Raw genomic sequence first — 22,395 nt, 5'->3', positions numbered from 1 at the left:
ATCCTGTTTGCCCTGCTGCCGTTGTCAGTCCTCGACGATGCTTTTCGCCTCAAGAAACGCTTCCAGCCCGGACACGCCAAATTCCCTGCCTACCCCCGACTGCTTGACCCCGCCAAACGGTGCCAGCAACTCCGGCGCGATCCGGTTGATCAACACCGAACCGGCCTCCAGACGCGCAGCGATGCGTCGGCCACGGTCCACCTCGCGGGTGAACACATACGCCTGCAAACCGTAGACGCTGGCATTGGCAATGCGGACCGCGTCCTCTTCATCGTCATAGGCAATGATCGACAGCACCGGGCCGAAAATCTCTTCCCGGGCGATGTCCATGTCGTTGCTGACGTCGGCAAACACCGTGGGCCTCACGAAATAGCCCTGGCTCAGCCCGGCAGGCCGGCCCTCCCCGCCGACGATCAATCGCGCGCCCTGCTCCAGCCCGCGCCGGATAAAACCCTGCACGCGATCAAACTGCGCCTGGTTGACCAACGGGCCGATGGCCGTCGCCGGATCATGGGGATTACCGACCACTATGGCGTCGACCAAGGCTCTTACCCGCTCGATCACCTGCGGCAGGAACGCGCGCGGCACCAACAGCCGTGTGCCGGCAACGCAGGCCTGACCGTTGTTCATGAAGGCGGCATTCAGCGCCATGGAGATGGCCGCTTCGAGATCTGCATCGTCGAGCACGATGGACGCCGACTTGCCGGTGAGCGACAGGCTCACCCGCTTCATGGTCTCGATACCCGCGCGGGCAATGAGTTTTCCGGTGGCGGTGGAACCGGTGAACGAAATCTTCGCGATGTGCGGGCTGGTGCTGATCTCGTCGCCCACTTCGCCGCCACGGCCCGAGACAATATTGATCACCCCGTTGGGCAGTTCCGCACGATGCAAGGCGAGCGCGAGCACCTGGGTCTGCAACGGGCTGAGTTCGCTCGGCTTGATGACCGAGGCGCAGCCGCCGGCAATCGCCGCCGCCAGTTTGCTGCACACCGTACCGGCGGTGCTGTTCCAGGGCGCGAACAATGCCGATACCCCAACCGGTTCCATCACGACGCTTGCACGGCCCACAGGCCGCACCAGCTCGTAGTTTTCGAGAATCTGCGCCGCGTTGACGAAGGATTGCGAGGCGTACTGGCTGACCCATTGCGCACGGGCCAACGGTGCGCCGTATTCCTCGATGGCGGTGTCGCGTATCTCCTCGGTGCTCTCCAGCACCGCCGCCTGCAGGCGCCTGAGCATGTCGATGCGCTCGGCTTTCGAGGTGCGGCCCATCGTGACTTGCGCACGCTGGGCGGCGGCGATGGCTTGCCTGGCATCGTCGCGATTGGCCAGGGTGACCGTTCCGATGACGGACTCCGTCGCCGGGTTGATGCATTCGATCGTTTCGCGGCCCTGAACGGGCACGAACGCACCATCGATGTAGCTGTGCTTGATAGTCCACATGGCGATTTTCCCAAGGGTTGAAACAGCAACGCCCGGAACATCCGGGCGTTGATCAGGGCGACGGTTCAGTCGGGTAATGACTCGCGGCTGAAGGCCTGCACCTCCTGCACCAGACCACGAGCGGCCATTTCCACCAGTTGCCGGCCTTTTTCCGGCGAAGCCTGGGCCGGGTCCGAGCCCATGCGGCCGTCCGGGTGACGGGCACGGAAGTCCGCCGCTTCCCGGATCGGCCCCCAATTGGCGATCTGCGGCGAGTAGTCGGCCGACTTGATGGAATCGGGGTAGGCCCATTGGGTCACGGCGATTTCCGAAGGGGTCGCGTGAATGCCGTGGCCGGTCGGGAACTGCTCGCGCGCCAGCTCGTTGACCCCTTCCAGGTCCCACCAGTTGCACAGCTTCAGGGCGAACCCGGCTTTGCGTCGGGCAAAACTCGCTTCGGCGTACAGCTCCGAAAACGCCGCTTCGATTGACGCGATGTTGCCGCCGTGGCCATTGAGGAAAAAGATCTTTTCAAAGCCATGGGCGGCCAGCGAACGGGTCCAGTCGGCGATGGCGGCGATGAACGTCGAGGGCCTGAGCGAGATGGTGCCGGGGAAGCCGAGGTGATGTTGCGCCATGCCGATGTTGAAGGTCGGGGCAATCAGGATATCGGCGTTTTTCTGCGCTTCATGGGCGATGATTTCCGGGCACATCCAGTCGGTGCCCAGCAGGCCGGTCGGCCCGTGCTGTTCGTTGGAACCGATCGGGATGACGATGGTGCGGCTGCGTTCGAGGAATTGGGCGATTTCGGACCAGGTCGATAGGTATAAAAGCATCAGGATTTCTCACTCTTCGAAGGTTCCTCGCGGAACGAGGCTGGGTGTTCAGTGCACCTGCAACAGCAGTGTCATTGATACCACCCGCCTCCCTTCGACGACAGAATACGAAGGTATCGGAATCGCCGAAACGCGCTAATCGCGAACGAGAAATTCACGGGGCGATTCACCCATCACCCGTCTGAACATGGCACTGAAGGCACTCTGGCTGGCGTAGCCCAGATCCCGGGCAATCACCCCGACGGATTGCCCCTTGTCGAGCCGGTCGATGGCGGTCGCCAGCCGCACCTGCTGCAGCCAGTGGCGGAAATTCAGCCCGGTTTCATTGACAAACAGGCGTATCAGCGTGCGCGAACTGGCACCGACCCGGTCTGCCCAATAGCCGATCGAATGGTCTTGACCAGGGTCTTGCAGAATCGCCTCGCACACCGTGACCAGTCGCCGATCCACCGGCCACGGCACTTCGATCGGCAACGTCCGCGCCGCCTGCAACTCACTGAGTATCAACGCCACGATGTGCGCGTTGCGGCCTTCCTGCGGGTATTCGATCGGTTGCTCGGCCAGGGCCAGAATCAACTCGCGCAGCAGTCCGGGGATCTCCAGTACTTTGCAGTGATCGCCCAGCTCTGCGCAGGCTTGCGGCTCGATGTAGATCGAGCGCATCTTGACCGCGCTGAGCATCAACTGGTCGTGGATCATTCCGGGCGGAATCCACAGCGCGCGCTTCGGCGGCAGGATCCACAAGCCGCGCTCGGTAGCCACCCGCATCACGCCGTTCGAGGCATACAGCAACTGCCCGTGCCGATGCACGTGCGGTTCGTTGTATTCGCCGGTGGCCTGATCGCGCACCAGCACGGTCATCACTCGCGGCACGTCCTGATAATCGGGATAACGTTCGCTGCGCGGCGCGGAATCACGCTGGGCGATGATCTTGCGCACCTCCTGTTTCATCGCTGGAGTCTCCTGAAAACAGACCTTGATCGTGTTAAAGCGGCGATTGTCACTTTGGCGACAAACCCTGGCATTTGCCATGGCCGGCCCATTGTTAGCCTTGCGCTCATTGTTCATCAATGAGGCCTTTCCCATGGCAATCACCCGCAATCTCTCCGGCCACCAGCAGAGCGTCACGGCGGTGATCGGCCTGCTGATCCTGTCCATCGCCCTGCGTCCGCCGATCATTTCGGTGGGGCCGATTCTGTTGCTGATCCAGCAGCACTTTCAGTTGAGCTACACCCAGGCCGCGCTGCTGACTTCGATTCCCGACGTGTGCATGGGTGTGTTCGCGCTGGTGGTTCCGAGCCTGGCCAGGCGCTTCGGGATCGATCGCAGTGTGGTGGTCGCCCTGACGTTGTTGGGCGCCTCGACCTTGTTGCGGGCGATCTCGCCGAATGCATTCTTCCTGCTCGGCAGTACGTTCTTTGCCAGCATCGGCATTGCGGTTGCCGGCGCGATGACCGGCGCGTGGATCAAGACTCACTTTGCGCAACGCCCGGCGCTGTTCATGGGCATCTATGCCGGCGGCTTGAGTCTGGGCGCGACCCTCGCGGCGGTGTTCAGTGCGCCGATTGCCGAGCTGGCGCAGGACTGGCGGGTCAGTGCCGGGTTCTGGAGCGTGCTGTGTCTCACCGCCATCGCCAGTTGGGTGTGGATGTCACGCCGTTTTGCGACACCGGCGCCCACCGTGAAATCGCCATCGAGCCCGAGCAAACGCCTGCCCTGGCGCAATCCGCAGGCCTGGCTGATCGCGTTGAATTTCGGGGCCGGGCAATTCGTGGTCTACGCCCTCTTCGCCTGGATGGCGCCCGCCTCGGTGGAAGCGGCCACGTCGAGTGTTTCCCCGGGCGTCCTGCTGGGCATTTTTACTGCAGTGTTCGCCGTGGCCAGCGTGGGGGCGGGCCTGATTCCGGGCAAGGCCCACGACCGGCGCGGTTTGCTTGGGCTGTCGGCGTTGCTGGCCCTGCTCGGGGTGGGCGGCATGGCGTTCCTGCCGGCGTACTGGCCGATGCTGTATGTGGTGCTCGCGGCCATCGGGCTGGGCATGGGCTTTACCGTGGCCATGACCTTGCCGCTGGATCACGCCTGCACCAGCGAACAGGCCGGATTGTGGACGGTGTTCATGTTGTTCATCGGTTACCTGATCGCCGCGCTCGGGCCGTTGCTGTTCGGTGCCCTGCGCGAATACGCCGGACACTATGGCCCGGCGTACACCTTGCTGTTCGCGGTACTGCTGTTGATGCTCGGCATCACCCCCCTGCTCAGACTGGCACCGGCAACTTCGCCGCAGGTGTCCGTTGCCTGAGCGGGGGGTGACAGACCTGCGACGCGCCTCGGCACGTCGCAGGGTTTCAGTTGGCCGCCGCGGCTTTTTCAATCAGCCGGGCCACCGGTGCCGGATTCGACACCATCACCACGTGCGAGGCGCCCCTCACCACCTCAACGGCCTTGGCATCTGCACGCTTGGCCATGAACGCCATCGCCTGGGGCGGGATGTTCTTGTCCTTGTCGCCGTAGATGTACCACGACGGAATGTGCTTCCAGGCCGGCGTTCCGGCCTGCTCGTTCAGCGCCGCTTCGGTGACCGGGCGCTGGGTCGCGGCCATCAGCGCCGCTTGTGCAGCCGGGACATCGGCGGCGAACTGGTCGTGGAACTTGCTCTGCTGGATGTACAGGTCCTTGCCGCCGTCGGCCAGCGCAACGGGTGGTGCCAGCGTTGGTCCGAGGGTGCTGCCGGGAAACTTGCCGGCCAGCCCGGCAACGGTTTCACCGGCTTCGGGGGCAAAGGCGCTGACGTAGACCAGCGCTTTGACATTGGCATGATCGTTGGCCGCATCACTGATGACGTTGCCGCCATAGGAGTGACCGACCAGCACCACCGGCGACTGGATGCTGCTGAGCAACGCCGATACCGCTGCGCCATCGCTCTTGACGCCGCGCAGCGGATTGGCGGCGGCGATCACCGTGTAGCCATCCTTCTCGAGAATCTTCGCCACGCCGTTCCAGCTCGACGCGTCGGCAAATGCGCCGTGCACCAGCACCACCGTGGGTTTGGCGGTTTGGGCGAAGGCATTGGCGCCCAGGCACAGGCCCGCAGCGATGCTCAGTGCAATCAGTGTTTTTTTCATCGGGATGTTCCTCGTATGACGGATTCAGGGAGCGTATCGAGTGAAGACAAAATCGTGGTTCTGCACCCGCGCCTGATGGCAGGCAAAGCAGGTCTGGTGCTGGGCTTCGTCGGCGGGTTTGCCGTTAATGAAACGGCCGAATCCCCAGCCACCGGTCGAGGCGTATTTGCGCGAGTCCTTGACCATCACCTGAACGGTGGTGGCCGCCCCCGGAATCGAGGCCGGCTCGAACTCCGGCGACTGCACGTGTTTCCACGCCAGCTTCACCAGCACGGTGCCGTCGGGAAACGGCAGCGTCTTGCTCTGATAAGCCTTGATCGCCCGGTCGTTGCCCAGCACTGCGCGCAGTTCATCCAGCGGCGCGGCTTCCTTGGCCGGGGCAATCAGCGCCCACTGCCGATAGTTTTTCGGCAGCTTCACGCCGTAGACCGGCGAGGCATCGCCGTCATCGGCCTCGCCCAACGCGACACCGGTGGCCGCCAATGCCGCGAGCGCAATGGCCGCTGGCAACACGGCCCAATGGTTGAATTTCATGGTCGGATCCCCTTCGGCCGGCAATCAGAGATGATCGGCATCGATCACCGCCTGGGCGAACGCTTGCGGCGCTTCCTGCGGCAGGTTGTGGCCGATGCCGCCGCTGATCAGCCGGTACTCGTACTTGCCGGTAAAGCGTTTGGCGTAGGCCTCGGCCGGTGGGTGCGGCGCACCATTGGCGTCGCCCTCCAGGGTGATGGTCGGCACGCTGATCGAGGGGAATGCCGCGAGTTTTTTCTCCAGCGAATCGTATTGCGCTTCCCCTTTGATCAGTCCCAGGCGCCAGCGGTAGTTGAAGATCGACACCGCGACGTGATCCGGATTCTGCAACGCGGCGGCGCTGCGCTCGTAAGTCGCGTCGTCGAAGGTCCACTTCGGCGAGGCCAGCTGCCAGATCAGTTTGGCGAAGTCGTGGGTGTTCTTTTCGTAACCCAGACGGCCGCGCTCGGTCGCGAAGTAGAACTGATACCACCACTGCAACTCCGCCGCCGGCGGCAGCGGCGTCTTGCCCGCCTCCTGGCTGCCGATCAGGTAACCGCTCACCGCCACCAGCGCTTTCACCCGCTCGGGCCAGAGCGCGGCGACGATGTCGGCAGTACGCGCGCCCCAGTCATAGCCGCCAAGCACGGCCTGCTTGATCTTCAGGGCGTCCATGAAGTCGATCAGATCTTTGGCCAGCGCCGCCGGCTGGCCGTTGCGCACGGTTTTGGCAGACAGGAAACGCGTGTCGCCATAGCCGCGCGCGTAGGGGATCAGCACCCGATAGCCCTTCTGCGCCAGCGCCGGGGCGACATCGGTGTAGCTGTGAATATCGTAGGGCCAGCCGTGCAGCAGGATGACCACCGGGCCGTCGGCCGGACCGACTTCGGCGTAGGACACGTCCAGCAGTCCGGCCTTGACGTGTTTCAGCGCGCCGAACGAAACGTGGGTGCCGGCGGTAATGGCGTCGATCTTGCCGGCGGGCACTTCGGCGGCGCTGGCGTATGCCGAGGCGATGCCCAGCGCAAGCGCCAGGATCGAACCGGCGAGTACGCGCCGGGATGGGGTTACAGCGTTAGAGTCAGTCATGCCGGGTCTCCCTCGTGAACCGCCGGGCGGCGGTTCCGGGCTTTTTGGTCAAGGGCTTAGGGTTAAAGTGCTTGCGGATTGCAGGGCTAGCGGGCTGCCTGCGCAGCGGTTTTCTGCGCAGCCGCGCGCAGTGGCCGGAAGGCTTCGCGCAGTTCTTCGCTGAACAATTGCGGTTGCTCCCAAGCCGCGAAGTGACCGCCCTTGCTGACTTCGCTGAAGTAGGCCAGCGATGGATAGGCGCGCTGCGACCAGACTTTCGGCGCCCGGTAGATTTCGTGGGGGAACACGGTGATCGCCACCGGCACCTTGATGTCGGCAGTCTTCTGCGCGGCGGCGCTGAAGTTATTGTTGTTGTTCTCCCAGTAGAAACGGGAGGACGACGCCCCGCTGTCGGTCAGCCAGTACAGGCTGATGTCATCGAGCATTTCATCGCGGCTCAGAACCTTTTCGGGCTGACCGTCGCTGTCGGTCCACGCGGCGAATTTTTCATACATCCACGCTGCCGTGCCGGCAGGCGAATCGGCCAGCAGATAACCGATGGTCTGCGGCCGGGTCACCATCATTGCGCCATAAGCGGCGTTGCGACCGAAGAACTGGCTGAGCGAATTGAAGGCCGTCACCTCCGGTGCGGTCAGCCCTGCCGGTGCCGGGTCGCCGCTGTTGATCGGCTTGACCAGTTCCGGCGGCACGGTGGCCGGCATGTTCAGGTGGATGCCCAGCAAACCGGGCGGCGCCAGGCGACCCAGTGCGTCGGAAATCACCGAGCCGTGATCGCCGCCCTGGGACACGTAATGGCTGTAGCCCAGACGTTTCATCAACACATCCCAGGCCTTCGCCACCCGGTCAGGGCCCCAGCCGAGCTCGGTCGGCTTGCCGGAAAAACCATGGCCGGGAATCGACGGGATCACCACATCGAACGAGTCCTCGACCTTGCCGCCATAGGCCACGGGATCGGTCAGCGGGCCGATGGTCTTGAGGAATTCGAACTGCGAACCCGGCCAGCCGTGGGTGAGGATCAGCGGCATCGCATTGGGGTTGCGCGAACGCACGTGGATGAACTGGATGTCGACGCCGTCGATGGTGGTCACGAACTCCGGCAAGGCGTTGAGCCTGGCTTCGGCCTTGCGCCAGTCATAGCCGTCGCCCCAATACTTCACCAACGCCTGGACCTGTGCCAGTTGCACTCCCTGGGACACGTCGCCGACCGTTTCCTTGTCCGGCCAGCGAGTGTCGGCGATGCGTTTGCGCAGATCGGTCAACTTCGCTTCGTCCACATGAATGGTGTACGGGCGAATGGATTGCGCCGGATCCGCTGCCGGGGTCGCGGCCCAGGCGCCGCTGCTGCCAGCGAGTACGGCAACGCCGAGCGCGCCACCTCTGATGGATGACGCCAGGCAATGGCGCCAGGTAAGACCGGACGAAACCGCAACCATGATGGATCTCCTTGTAGTCATTATTCGAAAGGCATCGCCAATCGGATCAGACCACTGCGCTGGCACCGGGGCGATTACACGATGGTGTCGGTCGATACCTTGGTATGACGCGCTGGCCCGGCGTGCAAAATCGCGCTCGAATTCAGCAGCGGTTAACGGGCAGAATGCGGCGGGGAAAGGACCCATTTGAATCACAGAGCGGAACAAGGATCGCGGATGCGTGGGGAAACAGCGCTCGAACGCCTGAGCGGCACGCCATCGACCACTTCGCCGTGGTGGGTGATCGGGCTGTGCATGCTGTTCAACGTGATCGACGGGCTGGACGTGATGGCCATGGCCTTCACCGCCAGCCGGGTTGCGGCGGAGTGGGCATTGAACGGCGCGCAACTGGGCCTGTTGTTGAGCGCAAGCCTGGTCGGGATGGCGCTCGGTTCGCTGCTGGCCGCGCCCAGGGCCGACCGCTTCGGGCGCAGACCTTTATTGCTCGCCGGCCTGCTGCTCAGCGGCCTGAGCATGTTGCTGTCGTTCTGGAGCCCGGATCATCACGTGTTGATGCTTTTGCGACTGCTGACCGGTATCGGCACGGGGGCGGTGCTGGTGGGGGCGAACGTGCTGACGTTCGAACACGCCGGCCCGCAGCGGCGCAATCTGGCTATCGCGTTGCAATCCCTCGCCTTCGCCATGGGCGCCAGCCTCGGCGGGGTGCTGGCTCATTTACTGAATGATTTGATGGGCTGGCGGTATGTCTTTCTGGCCGGGGGTTGCATCACGCTGGCGGCGGCATTGGTCGGTGTCTTCTGGCTGCGAGAATCGCCGTCATTTCTGGCACTTGAACAGCGCGCGCCTGTTCCTCCACTGTCGCCTGACGACGTCAGCCGGCCGTTTTCGCCCGGTCAATGGCAACAGACTCTATCGCTGGCACTGGCACTCTTTCTGTTGATGTTCTGCTTTTACTTCGTGATGAGCTGGACGCCGGCCCTGTTGGTCGACAATGGCTTTACCGACCAACAAGGCGCCCGGATCGGGATGCTGTTGGCGCTGGGTGGCATGCTCGGCGCCCTGCTTCTGGGTCTGGCGGCCAATCGTTACGGCTGCCGACGTTTGTTGTCGGGCTTTCTGCTGCTCAACGCCGCCCTGCTGCCATTGATGGTGCCGGCCTCTCACGTACCCGGTCTGGCCGCGCTCGTGGCGGTCACGCTGGGGCTGATGCTCAATGGTGCAGTCGCGGCTCTGTATGTGCTGGCCCCTCAAGCGTTCTGCACGTCGGTCCGCACGACCGGCGTCGGCGTGGTGCTGGCGACGGGGCGTCTGGGGGCGATCATTTCGCCGGTGGTCGCCGGGTTTCTGCTGGATGCCGGATGGACCGCACAACACCTGTTCACGTTTTTCGCCGGTAGCCAGGTGTTGGCGGCCCTGCTGATCTGGCGTGGCGTCAAGGGACGATGATCAGCTTGCCCGTCGTGTTGCGCGACTCGATATCGCGATGGGCCTGTTGCGCATCATCCAGCGAATAACGCTTGCCGATCACGGCTTTCAGTTTGCCGGCACTGACCCACGCGAACAGTTGCCGGGATTTTTCCAGCAGCACCTCGCGGTTGCGCACGTAGTGCATGACCGAGGGATACGTCAGCTTGATGCTGCGCGGCATGCTGAAGATATCGATCGGCGGGGTCGGGTTCATGAACGGTCCGTACAAGGCCAGGGTGCCGAAGTAATCCAGCAGCTCCAGCGAGTCGGCAAACCCCTCCGCGCCCGTGCCGTCGTACACCACATTCACCCGCTGCCCGTCGGTCAGGCGCATGACCTGGGCGGCAATGTTTTGCGCTCGCCCGATCACCACATAGTCCGCCCCCGCCGCGAGCACCGCCTCGACCTTGTCGGCATGAGAAACCCGGCCTATGACCTTACCGCCCAGCAGCTTGATCAACTGGGTCAGCATCAGCCCCACGCCCCCGGCCGCCGCATGCACCAAGGCTACGTCGCCCGGCTGGATCGCGTGCACCTTGTCCACCAGATTGCTGGCGGTCAGGCCCTGCATCATCAGGCTGGCGGCGGTGGCGAAGTCGATATCGTCCGGCAGCGGCACCAACTGGCTGACCGGGGCGATCAGCTGTTCGGCGTAGCTGCCCGGCACGTAATGCCAGGCCACGCGGTCACCGACCGCGAATTCCGTCACCTGCGGGCCGCTGGCCAGGACGACGCCGGCGCCTTCTGCACCCAGCGTCAGCGGTAGCTCCCAGGCAGCGCCGAGCCCGCGTCGGGCACCGGTGTCCATGAAATTGATACCCGCCGCCATGACCTTGACCAGGACTTGTCCGGGCCCCGGTTCTGCCAGTTGAATGTCCTGCACCGTCAACACTTCGGGCCCGCCAAAGGCCTGGATAACCACTGCTTTCATAATGTTCTGCCCTGTCATCGGGACGACCGGTCCTGCTGCCTTTCGGGTGGCAGGAGCGCGGACGTCACGTTGCTTTCACTCAACGTCGAAGGACGTTGAAACCAGGGCCAAGGCTGCGCGGCGGATGTATCCCGGCGGTTTCGCCAACCCGGCGCTGTGCATGCTTGTATGGCTAGAGTGGGCGTAGATACAGTGGCTTACAAAAGCGCCACTGTGATGCCCATCGCAGTGTGCAATGTCGGCCGATATTCGCCACGGGCGACACCAAAGTATGATGGGCGAGTGCCATCCGAAGGCGCATCTTTGTTCAACGGTGACTGCACACAATGAGAATCGGTATGACGAACGAGCAGGAGCGCGTCATCAAGGACGGTCCAGGCCGCGCGGGTGACGCGGTCATGCCGGCGCCGGGGATCGACTCGATCATCGACAGCATCCCGGCCATGGTCGCCTTCATGACGCCGTCCGGTGAGCTGGAACAGGTGAACCGGCAAATCATGGAGTACATCGGCGCCCCGCTGCATGAACTGAAAAACTGGCAGGCCAGCGAGACCGTGCACCCGGACGACCTGCCCTCGGTCATCGCTGCCTGGATGCACTCGGTCAGTACCGGCACGCCCTATGAGAACGAGCACCGGATTCGCCGCGCCGACGGTGTCTATCGCTGGTTCCATGTGCGCGGCCTGCCGATCAGAGACAGCGAAGGCACCATCACCCGCTGGTGCGTGCTGCAGGTCGATATCGATGAGCGCCGCCGGGACAAGGCCTTGATCGCCAGTGCCCTGGCCGAAGTCAGCGCGTCGGAAGAACGTCTGCGCGGGATCATCGACGCCGTTCCCGGTTTTGTCTGGAGCGCCTCGCCGGAAGGCAACGTCGGCTTCGTCAATCAGCGCTGGTGCGACTACACCGGCATGTCCGTCGAACAAGCTTGCGGTGACGGCTGGACGGCGTCCATCCACCCCGACGACGCGCCGGGCCTGGCGGTTTATTGGCAAGGGATTCTGCAATCGGGCAGCGCTGGCGAGTACGAGGCCCGACTGAAGCGCTTCGATGGCGTTTACCGCTGGTTCCTGATCCGCGCCGTGCCCCAGCGTGATGACATGGGGCGGATCGTGCGCTGGTATGGCGAAAACACCGACATCGAAGACCGCAAACGGGCGGAAGTCTTTTTGGCCAAGGCCCAACGCCTGAGCGCCACCGGTACGTTTTCCTGGCGGGTGAGCACCGACGAGATCACCTGGTCGGACGAGGTCTACCGCATCCTCGAACTGGACCCGGACACGCCGCCCGGCTTCGAGGCGATCTATCGCCGCGTGCATCCGGACGACATCTCCAGCCATCGGGAAATGATCAAGCGCCAACGCCGCAAGGGGCGTGACTTCGAACACGAACATCGACTGCTGATGCCCGACGGCACGGTGAAATACGTGCGGCTGGTGGCGCACTCGATCGCCCATGCGCCGGACGGCTTCGAATACATCGCCGCCCTGCAGGACATCACCCAGCGCCGGCTCGCCGAAGAGGTTTTGAGCAAGGCGCGCTCGGAACTGACGCACCTGGCCAGGGTCGCCAGCCTTGGCGCGGTCACGGCGTCGATTGCCCACGAGGTCAATCAACCGCTGGCCGGCATCATCACCAACGCCAGCACCTGCCTGCGCATGCTCGGTGCGGATCCGCCGAATGTCGACGGCGCCAGGGAAACCGCGCGCCGCACCATTCGCGACGGCAACCGCGCGGCCGATGTGATCAATCGACTGCGGGCGTTGTTCTCGAAAAAAAGCATCACCCTTGAAAACGTCAATCTGAATGACGCGGCACGGGAAGTCATCGCCATGCTGCTGGGCGAACTGCAACGCAACGGCGTGGTGCTGCATCCACAATTTGCCGAAGCCCTGCCGCTGGTCAGGGGCGACCGGGTCCAACTGCAGCAGGTGATCCTCAACCTGATCATGAATGCCGCCGAGGCCATGAGTGCAATCCATGGCCGGCCCCGGCAATTGATCGTAAGCACCGGTCTGGGCTCGGACGAGAGCGTTTACCTGGCGGTGAAAGACAGCGGCAACGGCGTCGATCCGCAGGACATCGAGCGCATTTTCAATGCGTTCTACACCACCAAAAGCTCGGGCATGGGGGTCGGTCTGTCCATCAGTCGCTCGATCATCGAGCGCCACGATGGGAAGCTGTGGGCCAGCGCCAATGACGGCCCGGGTACGACGTTTACTTTTGCCATCCCACATTCGACGGACTTGCCGCAAACCGATAACCGCGACCTCGCCGATCGCACCGTGGAGAATGATTGATGGGTACGCATTTGCTCGTATCGGTGGTCGATGACGACGAATCGGTTCGTGAATCACTGCCTGACCTGATCAAGGAGTTCGGCTTCGCCGTCCAGGCGTTTGCCTCGGCCCAGGCGTTTCTGGCATCGCCCTATCTGGATCTGACCCATTGCCTGATTCTCGACGTGGCCATGCCCGGCATGTCGGGACCTGATCTGCAACGCGAGCTGCTGCGCCGTGACTATCGCATTCCGGTGATTTTCATCACCGCGCACGGCGACGCCAGCGAACAGGCGAAGCTGCTGAACAGTGGCGCCGTGGAGTGCCTGTTCAAACCGTTCAGCGAAGCCCAATTGCTCAAGGCCCTGAGCGCCGCCCTGCCCCTCGACTGAGCGTGAAGCCGAACAGAACAAGGAATCGACATGTTGAACGCGAACAACGCAATCGCCCCTTCCCGTGGAGCATTACCGATGAGTGATGTCACGCCCGTCGTATTCGTTGTCGATGACGACATCTCCGTGCGCGAGTCGCTGGAGCTGATGATCCGCTTCGCCGGTTGGCAGCCACGGCTGTTCGAGTCCGCGCAGGATTTTCTCGACGCGCCCCGGGCGCTGGTGCCCAGTTGTCTGGTGCTGGACATCAACCTGCCCGACCTGAACGGCCTGGATCTGCAGACCGCGCTGGCCGATGAGCGCCACAACATGCCGATCATCTTCATCACCGGCTACGGCGATATTCCGCGCACGGTGCGGGCCCTGAAGGCCGGTGCGGTGGAGTTTCTGACCAAGCCGTTCAATGACGAGGTGATCCTCAGCGCCATGGCCGATGCGCTGCAGAGCAGTCGCGTGGCGCTTGAGGGGGAAAAGAATCTGCGCGCACTGCTCGAGGCCTACAAGACCCTGACGCCGCGCGAGCAGGAGATCATGGCTTCTGTGGTCAGCGGGCGGCTGAACAAACTGATTGCCGCCGACCTCAACATCAGCGAAATCACCGTCAAGGCCCATCGCGGCAAGGTGATGCGCAAGATGAAGGCCCGCTCGCTGGCGGATCTGGTGAAAATGGCCGCGCTCATTACGCCGGAGTAGCGGGCAGGCTCTGCCAGAAGCTTTCCAGCCGACGCAGATCAAGACTGTCGAAGCCTTCCGACGCCCGCTCGCGGCAGGCACCGAGCAACGCCCGGGCCTGATCCGGTTGACCCTGCTCAAGCCAGAACCGCGCCAGATCCATCGACGACCTCAACTCCCACGCCCAGGCACCCTGCTCGCGACTCAGCGCAATGGAATCCTCAAGAACCGCCAGCATGGCCTGAACATCATCGGCCTGGATGACCTTGAGAATACCGGCCTTGATGCGCAGCAACTCCGGCAATGCGAAGGCATCACCGCTTCGGCGGCAGTGATCGATAGTGCCGTTGACCAGGGTCATTGCCTTTGAATGTTGGCCCACCAGCATCAGGCCTTCGGCCAGTGCGATTTCGAATGAGGTCGTCAGCAGTTCGTAACGCATGCCACGCAACCGCGCCAGACTTTCCTCCAGCATGGCAACTGCATCCCCCGGCGCCTCGGCGCGGATGGCGATCGCCGCGCGCAACCCGTGGCAAGCGGCAATGTAGGGGCCCAGTGCGTTGGTTTCGGCGACAGCACTGAACCGTTCGAGGCTCGCGGTAGCCTTCGCCAGATCACCGGTCCAAATATAGATGCACAAGATCCAGACCATGGCGATGCAGTAAGTGACCGGATGCTGCAGCGCGAATGCTTCGGCCTCGATCTGCTCGGCCAAGCGCCGGGCCTGGTCGGGATAGCCCTGCAGCCAGAGTGACCGCGCCAGCGCCAGCCCCGTGCGATTGCGGTGATCGAAGCCGTAGTAAATCGTGTTGCTGGGATGGGACGGCAAACTGTTGCGCAACGAACTTTCCAGTTCCTGGCGGGCCAGACGCTGATTGCCGAGCAGATGATGGGAGATGCCGGTCAGCGATGCGGCAATCGCGATGGCGGCGGGCTCGTTGAGGATGTTGCCGACCACCGCGGCCTGCTCCGCCCAGGCCAGCGACGACGGGAAATCACCGATGCGTTCGTAGAAAATCTGCAAGCGGCCCAGCAACCTCAGCTGAGATCCGTAGTCGTTCAGCGCGACGGCGATGTCCTGCGCCCGGAGCAAGGCTTTTTCGGCGGCTTCGCTGTTGCCTCGGGTGAACATCAGCACCAGACCGAGCGCGGCTTGCAGTTCCATTTCGGTGGGCGTGCCGTAGTACCCCAGTTCCAGCAGCTCCACCGCCCGGGAGCACCAGGTGCGGCACTCGACCAGCAAGGAAAAATGCAGGAACAACGGCGCACTCGCGGCCGCCAGCGGCAACGCCAGTCCCGGATCGCCCTGGGGCCCGAAGCTCCATTCCAGCGCACCGCGAACGTTGCCCAACTGGCTGGCCAGACGCGCCGAGTGGCGGAAAATTTCGTCGGGCGCAGTCCCCAGATGGCCGAGCAAATCCATGTAAAACGCCGCGTGCCGGAACGCCAGCGCATTGACCTCGGCCTCTCCCCGCGCCGCCAGTTTTTCCCGGGCGTAGGCACGGGTCATCTCCAGCAAGCGATACGAATCCGTCGAGTCGCTGTGATCGACCGTGACCAGCCCCTTGCACACCAGATCATCGAGAATCGCAGCCGCCGCTGCGCTCTCGTGTTGCGATTCGGCCACCACCTGAGCGGCGGCTTCCTGGGAGAACGGCCCGACGAAGACCGAAAACCGCTCCAGCGCCAGGCGCTCCTGCGGCGACAGCAGGTCATAGCTCCAGTCGAGCATGGCGCGCAGGGTCTGATGCCGTGGCACGGCAGTTCTGCGCCCCGACCAGCCCAGCGAGAAGCGCTCGCCGAGCAGCGCGTGGGTGGCCTTCAATCCGTGGCTCGCGACCCGCATCGCCGCCAGTTCGATCGGCAGCGCCATGCCCTCCAGCCGCTGGCAAATGTCCGCAATCATTTGCCCTCCGCCCGCTTCCAGCAACAGCGCGGCATTGCTCGACGACGCGCGTTCGACAAACAGCTTGATGGCCGGGAATGCCAGCAGTTCCTGAACGGAAAGGTGTTGCGGCTCACGGGGAAACTCCAGCGGATTGAGCCAGTGCACGTATTCGCCACGCACCCGCAGCGGCTCGCGACTGGTGGCCAGAACCCCGACCTCCGGCGCGGTGTCGCTGATCTGCTCCAGGAGCGTCGACACCGCGTCGATCAGGTGTTCGCAGTTGTCGATCACCAGCATCAGCCGCTGCTCACGCAAATGCGCGAGCAGTACAAACATCGGGTCTTCCGCCTGCACCGGGATGTCCAGCGATCGGGCCAGCGCCGACGGCACCAGCGCGCAGTCTTCCACTTGCGCCAAATCGACGAAGCTGACGCGCTCATAGCCCTGGGCGGCGATGCGGTGCGCCACTTCGATGGCCAGGCTGGTCTTGCCGACGCCGCCGGGGCCGACGATGGTGAACAGCCTCGGTTGCTGCATGTGGTCGATGACCAGTTGCAGGTCGGTCTCGCGGCCGATCAGTTTCGCCCGGGGCGGCAGACTGCAAACGCCATCAGTGGCTCGGGTCGCGATGGACGCCGGTTGCACAACGGTCTGTTTTCTTTCCAGCGGCGCGACGAAGGCATAACCCACGCCGACCTGGGTCGCGATGTAACGCGCCTGCTCCTCGCCATCCCCGAGAATCCGCCGCAGGCCGGTCATGTGAAAACGCAGGCTGCCTTCGGCCACCACGCTGTCGGGCCACACCTTGTCGATCAGGTCGTACTTGGACAGCACCCGTCCCGGTTGCTCGAGCAAGGCGATCAACAGATCCAGTGCCCGCCCGCCGATCTCGACCGCCACACCGTTGCGGGTCAGCAGCCGTTTGCCTGGAACGACACAGAAAGGACCGAAAATGAATTGGGTCGTGAGGGATTCGTGCAATGCGTCCGGGAAAGACTCCACGAGGATCGATCTCTCTAAAAACGTAGGGGGCGGCGCCGGTTACAAGCCACCGACGCAGGCCCTTTGCATGATAGGAGTTTTGCCCGACCGTTCAAGCACGGCACCGGCAGAGTGAGAACCTCACCCCTTTATTTCCCCTTTGCGAATGGCAATCTTGATGGCCTGGGCGGTGGTTGCCACGCCCAGATGCCGACGGGCCGAACGCAGGTGATTTTCCACTGTACGGCCGGACAAGCCGAGCGTGGCGGCAATGTCGGCCTGCCGCCGACCGGCGGCGACCCACGCCAGCACTTCGCGCTCACGGTTCGACAGTTTGCCGGACGCCTCGTCCAGCGGTGCCTCAAGCAATCGCCGGGCGGAGTAAAACGCCACCGAGGCGAGCATGCCCAGTGCCAGACGAACCCGCGCCGAGGCATCGATCTGTTCGCCGCCAAGACTCATGGCGCCTTCAAGCCCTTGCGGGCCGAAGACCGGAATCTGCAAGCCATGCACACCAGGGCCACTGGGCACGCGAACCAGCCGATAAAGTTCGCCGCTCTCCTCCTGCACCTTGCTCCAGAAGAAGGATTCGCGGGCGTCCAACAGGTGGCGAGTCACGGGGCAGCGCTGAACGTAGGTCTCGGCGTCGACGCCAGTACCCTCACCAAACCAGTCGCCTTCCACCCAGTAAATGCGCTCGACCACGTCCTCCGACGCCGAGGTGGCGGAGAACAGGACGAACCGATCGTAACCATAGGCCCCGGCGAAACCGCGAACGGCCTTCTGGATCGCCACTAGCGTGGGCGCCGCCTCGATGTCGAGGGCGGCGCGCAAGAGTGCCTCGGCAGGTCCGGAGCTCACCCCGACGTCACCTCTTTGAGGAGCGCGGCCGCCGCCAGTTTGCCCAGTGCGTTGCCCGCCAGCGGACTGTCACCGGTCAGCAGTTTGCGATCCTGGAGAGTGGCCCCGGAAATGTCCTGGTTAGTGATTTCCACACCGAGTGCCTGCAACTGCTCGCCGAACTTCCAGGTCAGGTGGCCGGGCATGTAACCGATGTCGGGGGTTGTCGCGTCCAGGGCATCGGGAAACGCGCAGATCCGGTAACCGTTGAAAATGCACGACTCTTTTGTTTCACCGAGGCCGGCCGCCAGCAGCGCCGCCGGGCCGTGGCACAGAGTGATGACGAATTTGTCCTTGGCGACGGCCCATTGCAGGATCTTTTTCACGTCCTCGCTTTCCGGCAGGCCGATCAGCGCGCCGTGCCCGCCGGGAATGAACACGCCGATGTAGTCCGAGTCCTCGCCCAGCGCTTCTTCGATCACGTGGGACAGCTTGAGTGGACGCTTGAACTGATCGCGGTATTGCTCGTAGAAGCCCTTCACTTCGGCGTCTTCGGAGGGCATGGCCCAGAATTCGAACTTGACCGGATTGCCCGACAGCGTCGCGACGTCGAAGCCGAAACCGGCCTTGTCCAGGTGATACATCGGCAGCAGGGTTTCAACCGGGTGATTGCCCGTGGAAAACATGGTGCCGTTGTCGGTCAACAGATAGCGCTCGTCCGCACCGATCATCAGAACCTTCCAGCGCCCGCCCTTGTAACGGTTCGGGTACTCGGCATCACTGAGATCGGATTTGGGCGAAGTGAACTGGCTGAGGGAGTACGGCGAGGGGAAAAACGCGTTGTCCTCGGCCGGATCGGGGGTTGGGCGCTTGTCGTCAGTCTGCGTGGTAGCCATGGTGCTCTCCATCGAGTGGGTCAACGTCGGAGTTCATGCTAGTAAGGCGTCAGCGTTACAACAATGAGGGTTTTCCCTCAAAAGATCATGCACTGAACCTGCAGCCCCTCAATGTGATCGATAAGTGGCAGAATCCCGCAACTGATGAATTCGGAGACCCCCAATGCTTCGCCTGTTTGAACAACGGCTCGACCCCTTCCCGCCCGACGAAGCGCCGCCACCGCCGGTCGGTCTGGCGCGGTTCCTGTGGGCCTGCACCCGCGGCGCTCGCGGTTATATCCTCGCGCTGGCGCTGCTCAGTGCCGGTGTGTCGATCTACGAAGCCTGGTTGTTTTCCTTTCTGGGTCAGGTCGTGGATCTGCTCTCGACCTGGCAGGCCGGCGGTGATGCAAATGGCCAGGAGAGCCGCGTGCTCTGGGGCATCGGCCTCGTGCTGCTGACCAGTGTCGGGCTGGTGGCGCTGCGCACCATGGTTCAGCATCAGGTCTTGGCGATCAATTTGCCGTTGCGTCTGCGCTGGGATTTTCATCGGCTGATGCTGCGGCAGAGCCTTTCATTCTTTTCCGACGAGTTTTCCGGCCGGGTCACGACCAAGGTGATGCAGACCGCACTGGCCGTGCGCGAAGTGCTGTTCACCGTCATCGAGATCGCACCGGGCATTGGCGTCTATTTCATTGCGATCATCGCCCTGGCCGGCGGTTTCGCCCTGAAACTCATGCTGCCGTTCATTGCCTGGGTCGCGCTGTTCGGGCTGGCGATGCTGTATTTCGTACCGCGCCTGGGCCAGGTCGGACAAGAGCAGGCCCATGCGCGGTCGTCGATGACGGGCCGGGTTTCGGACGCCTACACCAACATCACCACCGTCAAACTGTTCTCCCACTCCAAACGTGAAGCGCACTTTGCGCGCGCGGCGATGGAGGATTTCAAGCAGACCGGTTTCCGCCAGATGCGTCTGGTCAGCCAGTTCGAGATCGTCAATCAGGCGCTGGTGGTCGGGCTGATCATGGGCGCCGGCGGCTACGCCTTGTGGCTGTGGCATCAGGGCGAAGTCGGCACCGGCGCCGTGGCGGCGATCACGGCCATGGCGTTGCGCATCAACGGTATGTCGCACTGGATCATGTGGCAGATGACGTCGCTGTTCGAAAACATCGGCACGGTGCAGGACGGCATGGGCACCCTGACCCGTGGCCCCAAGGTGCAGGATGCGCCGGACGCCGGCGTATTGGTGCCTTCCGGCGGCGCCGTGGAATTCGACAACGTGAGCTTCAATTACAACGGCGAACGCCAGGTGCTCGACGGCTTGAGCCTGAGCATCCGACCGGGGGAAAAAATCGGTCTGGTGGGCCGCTCCGGCGCCGGCAAATCCACACTTATCAACCTGCTGCTGCGCTTCTATGACGTGGATCGCGGCGAGATTCGCATCGACGGCCAGAACATCGCGCAAGTAACCCAGGACAGTCTGCGCAGCGCGATCGGCATGGTCACTCAGGACACCTCCCTGCTGCACCGCTCCATTCGCGACAACATTGCCTACGGCCGACCGGACGCCACCGACGAACAGATCCAGCGTGCGGCGGCCAATGCCCAAGCCGACGGCTTCATCAACCAGCTCAGCGACCGTCAGGGCCACACCGGCTATGACACGCTGGTGGGCGAACGCGGCATCAAGCTTTCCGGTGGCCAGCGCCAACGCATTGCCATTGCCCGGGTGATGCTCAAAAACGCGCCGATCCTTCTACTGGACGAAGCGACAAGCGCCCTGGATTCCGAAGTCGAAGTCGCCATTCAGGAAAGCCTCGATGAAATGATGCAGGGCAAGACCGTGATCGCGATTGCGCATCGACTGTCGACGATTGCGGCGATGGATCGACTGATTGTCATGGATGAAGGGCGCATCATCGAGCAAGGCACCCACACCGAACTGCTGGCCAAGAACGGCACCTATGCGCGGCTTTGGCAGCATCAGAGTGGCGGGTTTCTGGGTGAGGATCAGGGGCTGACCGAGGCGATGGATCAGGCGTAAACGGTGCTGCCCCGGTACTGCCGGGGCAGAAGACGAAGGCTCAGGTGCTCGGGTGGGTGTGGTAGATCTTGCTGACGATCGTCCACTTGCCGTCTACCTTCAGCAGGTTGAAGAAGTCGGTGAAACGGAACCCCGACACGTTGTCGGTATCGACCCGGGCACTCGCGGCCGTGCCGACGATGTCGATGCGAACGATGGCGGCTTCGGCTTCGGGGGATGGACGAAACGCGCTGTCGATGACGTCATACAGATTCTGGATCGCGCCGCCGACGAGCTTGCCGTCGTCAACCCCGAACATGGTCGCCTGCGCATTGAACGCGGGCTTCATCAAGGCGCTGTCAGCCTTTGCTCCACCTTCGTTGTACTGGCTGAGCACTTCGACGATTGCGTTGTATTCCTGCACGTAAGTTGGATGACTCATGATGAACTCCTGTTTGCTGTGAATGTTTTTTCAATCAATCCGCCCTGCGCCGATCCGGTTCAGGGCGCACAAATCAATGGTCAGCCGTTGGCCAGTCGGTGTAGCCCTTGGCGCCGCCGCCGTAGTAGCTCTCGCGTGGCGCGATGGTCAGTTCGGTGCCCCGACGCAGGCGCTCCACGAGGTCGGGGTTGGAAATGAACAGGCGCCCGAACGCCACCGCGTCAATCCGGCCCTGCGCCCGGCGCTTCAATGCCATCTCGAGGTCGTAGTTGTTATTGCCGATGAAGGGGCCTTCGAACTGCGCGCTCAATGCATCCAGATCAACGCCATCAGGAACCGTACGCGAGGTCGCGGTGGCGCCTTCGACGAAGTGCAGATAGGCCAGATTGAGTCGGTTGAGCTGCTGAATCAGATATCCGTAAGTCGCCATGACATTGCTGTCGGGAGGCGTGTTTCCGGCATCGGGCGTGACCGGCGAAAGGCGAATGCCGACGCGGTCACTGCCCCAGATCGAAATCACCGCTTCAGTGACTTCAAGCGTCAGTCGGGCGCGGTTCTCAATGGTGCCGCCGTACCGGTCAGTACGCTGATTGGTCGAGTCACGCAGAAACTGGTCGAGCAGATAGCTGTTCGCCGAATGAACCTCCACGCCATCGAAACCGGCACGCTTGGCATTTTCAGCGGCGCGCTTGTATTGCTCAATGATGCCGGGAATCTCCGACATCTCCAGCGCCCGGGGCGTCGACACTTCGACAAAGCCGTTCTCGGTGTAGGTGCTGCCTTCTGCCTTGATCGCCGAGGGCGCAACGGGAGCGGCACCGTCGGGCTGTAACTCGACGCTGGAAAAACGCCCCACGTGCCACAACTGGCTGACAATCCTGCCACCTGCGGCATGGACGGCGTCCGTGACTTTTCTCCAGCCCGCCACCTGCGCGTCCGACCAGATCCCCGGCGTCATGGCGTAGCCGCGCCCCTGCGCCGAAATGTTTGTAGCTTCGGCAATGATCAAGCCGGCAGTCGCGCGCTGTGCGTAGTAAGTAGCGTGCAGTTCGTTCGGAACACCGTCTTCAGCCATCCGGCTGCGAGTCACGGGCGCCATGACAATCCGGTTGGCCAATTGCAGGGCGCCCATTTGCATGGGAGAAAAAAGATCCGTGTTGCGACTGTTATCAATCATGTTGCATACCTTC

General features: G+C 63.0%; 19 protein-coding genes. 6 read left to right on the top strand and 13 right to left on the bottom strand.

Annotated elements, in window-relative coordinates:
- Positions 1–24: 24 nt before the first annotated feature.
- The 3 genes from ACKUG4_RS00185 to ACKUG4_RS00175 form a co-directional block, all read right to left on the bottom strand.
- On the bottom strand, positions 25–1,443 hold the full coding sequence (locus tag ACKUG4_RS00185; RefSeq protein ID WP_445433092.1) for an aldehyde dehydrogenase family protein: 1,419 nt from the start codon (positions 1,441–1,443) through the stop codon (positions 25–27).
- Positions 1,444–1,508: 65 nt separating this feature from the next.
- Positions 1,509–2,258, bottom strand: coding sequence for a creatininase family protein (locus tag ACKUG4_RS00180; RefSeq protein ID WP_064595644.1), 750 nt, complete (start codon positions 2,256–2,258; stop codon positions 1,509–1,511).
- A 135-nt stretch (positions 2,259–2,393) separates the two neighbouring features.
- A complete protein-coding gene (locus ACKUG4_RS00175) occupies positions 2,394–3,209 on the bottom strand; it encodes an AraC family transcriptional regulator (RefSeq protein WP_445433091.1) in 816 nt (271 codons plus the stop codon).
- Positions 3,210–3,342: 133 nt separating this feature from the next.
- On the opposite strand from ACKUG4_RS00175, the gene ACKUG4_RS00170 reads away from it, so the two are divergent.
- The gene (locus ACKUG4_RS00170) at positions 3,343–4,557 is read left to right on the top strand and encodes an MFS transporter (protein WP_445433090.1); all 1,215 of its coding nucleotides are present in this window, start codon (positions 3,343–3,345) and stop codon (positions 4,555–4,557) included.
- Between the two features lie 46 nt (positions 4,558–4,603).
- Here the strand turns inward: ACKUG4_RS00170 and ACKUG4_RS00165 are convergent, their stop codons facing one another.
- The 4 genes from ACKUG4_RS00165 to ACKUG4_RS00150 all read right to left on the bottom strand — a co-directional run bounded on the left by ACKUG4_RS00165 (position 4,604) and on the right by ACKUG4_RS00150 (position 8,415).
- Complete coding sequence (locus ACKUG4_RS00165; RefSeq protein ID WP_445433089.1) at positions 4,604–5,380, bottom strand: alpha/beta fold hydrolase; 777 nt, start codon at positions 5,378–5,380, stop codon at positions 4,604–4,606.
- A gap of 24 nt (positions 5,381–5,404) precedes the next feature.
- On the bottom strand, positions 5,405–5,914 hold the full coding sequence (locus tag ACKUG4_RS00160; protein WP_445433088.1) for a cytochrome P460 family protein: 510 nt from the start codon (positions 5,912–5,914) through the stop codon (positions 5,405–5,407).
- Between the two features lie 24 nt (positions 5,915–5,938).
- Complete coding sequence (locus ACKUG4_RS00155; RefSeq protein ID WP_443525792.1) at positions 5,939–6,982, bottom strand: alpha/beta fold hydrolase; 1,044 nt, start codon at positions 6,980–6,982, stop codon at positions 5,939–5,941.
- Positions 6,983–7,068: 86 nt separating this feature from the next.
- Complete coding sequence (locus ACKUG4_RS00150; protein ID WP_445433087.1) at positions 7,069–8,415, bottom strand: epoxide hydrolase family protein; 1,347 nt, start codon at positions 8,413–8,415, stop codon at positions 7,069–7,071.
- A 216-nt stretch (positions 8,416–8,631) separates the two neighbouring features.
- Here ACKUG4_RS00150 and ACKUG4_RS00145 point away from each other — a divergent pair, with 216 nt between their 5' ends.
- Positions 8,632–9,861 (top strand): MFS transporter, encoded by a 1,230-nt coding sequence (locus tag ACKUG4_RS00145; protein WP_445433086.1) that lies wholly within the window; start codon positions 8,632–8,634, stop codon positions 9,859–9,861.
- On the opposite strand, the gene ACKUG4_RS00140 is transcribed toward ACKUG4_RS00145, so the two are convergent.
- On the bottom strand, positions 9,848–10,813 hold the full coding sequence (locus ACKUG4_RS00140) for a quinone oxidoreductase family protein (protein WP_445433085.1): 966 nt from the start codon (positions 10,811–10,813) through the stop codon (positions 9,848–9,850). The genes ACKUG4_RS00145 and ACKUG4_RS00140 overlap by 14 nt on opposite strands.
- Before the next feature lie 338 nt (positions 10,814–11,151).
- Between ACKUG4_RS00140 and ACKUG4_RS00135 the strand changes: the two genes are divergently transcribed.
- From ACKUG4_RS00135 to ACKUG4_RS00125, 3 genes are all read left to right on the top strand, one after another.
- Positions 11,152–13,113, top strand: a complete 1,962-nt coding sequence (locus tag ACKUG4_RS00135; RefSeq protein ID WP_445433084.1) for a PAS domain-containing sensor histidine kinase — start codon at positions 11,152–11,154, stop codon at positions 13,111–13,113.
- A complete protein-coding gene (locus ACKUG4_RS00130) occupies positions 13,113–13,484 on the top strand; it encodes a response regulator (RefSeq protein ID WP_039771030.1) in 372 nt (123 codons plus the stop codon). The genes ACKUG4_RS00135 and ACKUG4_RS00130 overlap by 1 nt, the downstream gene beginning before the upstream one ends.
- A 78-nt stretch (positions 13,485–13,562) precedes the next feature.
- On the top strand, positions 13,563–14,177 hold the full coding sequence (locus ACKUG4_RS00125) for a response regulator transcription factor (RefSeq protein ID WP_064595622.1): 615 nt from the start codon (positions 13,563–13,565) through the stop codon (positions 14,175–14,177).
- On the opposite strand, the gene ACKUG4_RS00120 is transcribed toward ACKUG4_RS00125, so the two are convergent.
- The 3 genes from ACKUG4_RS00120 to hchA form a co-directional block, all read right to left on the bottom strand.
- Positions 14,164–17,046, bottom strand: a complete 2,883-nt coding sequence (locus ACKUG4_RS00120) for an ATP-binding protein (RefSeq protein WP_445433083.1) — start codon at positions 17,044–17,046, stop codon at positions 14,164–14,166. The two genes, ACKUG4_RS00125 and ACKUG4_RS00120, sit on opposite strands and share 14 nt — an antisense overlap.
- Positions 17,047–17,166: 120 nt before the next feature.
- Positions 17,167–17,886 (bottom strand): PA1136 family autoinducer-binding transcriptional regulator, encoded by a 720-nt coding sequence (locus ACKUG4_RS00115; RefSeq protein ID WP_064595619.1) that lies wholly within the window; start codon positions 17,884–17,886, stop codon positions 17,167–17,169.
- Positions 17,883–18,761, bottom strand: coding sequence for a glyoxalase III HchA (gene hchA, locus ACKUG4_RS00110; protein WP_445433082.1), 879 nt, complete (start codon positions 18,759–18,761; stop codon positions 17,883–17,885). The genes ACKUG4_RS00115 and hchA overlap by 4 nt, the downstream gene beginning before the upstream one ends.
- A 163-nt stretch (positions 18,762–18,924) precedes the next feature.
- On the opposite strand from hchA, the gene ACKUG4_RS00105 reads away from it, so the two are divergent.
- Entirely contained in the window at positions 18,925–20,784 is a 1,860-nt protein-coding gene (locus ACKUG4_RS00105) for an ABC transporter ATP-binding protein (RefSeq protein WP_445433081.1), read from the top strand.
- Between the two features lie 40 nt (positions 20,785–20,824).
- On the opposite strand, the gene ACKUG4_RS00100 is transcribed toward ACKUG4_RS00105, so the two are convergent.
- The gene (locus tag ACKUG4_RS00100; RefSeq protein WP_445433080.1) at positions 20,825–21,205 is read right to left on the bottom strand and encodes a nuclear transport factor 2 family protein; all 381 of its coding nucleotides are present in this window, start codon (positions 21,203–21,205) and stop codon (positions 20,825–20,827) included.
- A 73-nt stretch (positions 21,206–21,278) separates the two neighbouring features.
- Positions 21,279–22,382 carry an alkene reductase gene (locus ACKUG4_RS00095; protein ID WP_445433079.1) on the bottom strand — a complete coding sequence of 368 codons (1,104 nt, stop codon included), beginning with the start codon at positions 22,380–22,382 and terminating at the stop codon, positions 21,279–21,281.
- Positions 22,383–22,395: the final 13 nt, after the last annotated feature.

The organism is Candidatus Pseudomonas auctus, from assembly GCF_048654275.1.
GTDB classification, from domain to species: domain Bacteria; phylum Pseudomonadota; class Gammaproteobacteria; order Pseudomonadales; family Pseudomonadaceae; genus Aquipseudomonas; species Aquipseudomonas pharyngis.
Note: the sequence above shows the minus strand (reverse complement) of the source record. Positions and strands in the feature narration are given on the sequence as shown.